At 46.1% G+C, this 874-nt stretch carries 1 protein-coding gene; it reads right to left on the bottom strand.

Going from position 1 to position 874, the window contains the following annotated elements:
• The coding region (holB, locus tag A3762_RS19095) for a DNA polymerase III subunit delta' (RefSeq protein WP_068757141.1) at positions 1 to 855 on the bottom strand (855 nt) is incomplete at its 3' end.
• Positions 856 to 874 lie beyond the last annotated feature (19 nt).

Genomic DNA, 874 nt, shown 5'->3' with positions numbered 1-874 from the left:
CGCCTTGCCTGCCAAATACTTAAGCATTGCAACGCTATCAGCGTTTAAAAAGACGCTCTCATCTTCCGTCGAACTAAAACGAATCATTTGCTCGATCCATTGAATCAGCCAAACGAGTCGATCCTGCAAATAGTCATCCGCCCATGACTCAGCCAAATCGCTGACTGTTTTTTTACGCTTAACGGCCGCACCAAGCCCTTCAATCATAGTTTTTTGCTGACCCCAAGCGTCTTGCTCAATAAATCGCATCGCTGTAACTGGCTCGCCATTCGAGATACTCAAGCATGAATGAACAACATCAGAATCTGCAGCAGGCAAACTCTGCATTAACCACGATAAAGCATCTTCATGTGAGGGCGGCTGGATGTTTAAGATCTGGCAACGAGAACGAATAGTTGCCAATACAGCTTCTTGACGCTGCGCAACGAGAAATATAATCGTATCGCCTGCTGGTTCTTCAAGCGTTTTTAGTAAGGCGTTTGAACCGGCGATATTTAAGTCTTCGACCGGATTGATCACCGCAACCTTATGTCCGCCACGCATGCTAGACTCGCTAACGAAATCAACCAAGCTTCTCACCTGAGAAATTTTAATTTGCTTTGCGTCCTCTTCTAGCTCAAGAGACATAAAGTCGTTGTGGCTCCCTGCCTCCATCAAATGACAAGCTTTGCACTGTCCGCAGGGATAACCAGAAGCAGGCGATTCACACAGCAATGCCCTAGCTAGAGTATGCGCAAGCACATCGACACCTAAGCCTTCTCCGCCTGATAACATAACCGCATGAGGTAATGCGTCTCTTTTTTCTAAATCTGAGATTGTCTCGACCAACTCAGCATGCCAAGGCATGATATTCATAATTCACTACTCTAAAGAC

It is taken from the genome of Oleiphilus sp. HI0125, from assembly GCF_001635355.1.
Note: the sequence above shows the minus strand (reverse complement) of the source record. Positions and strands in the feature narration are given on the sequence as shown.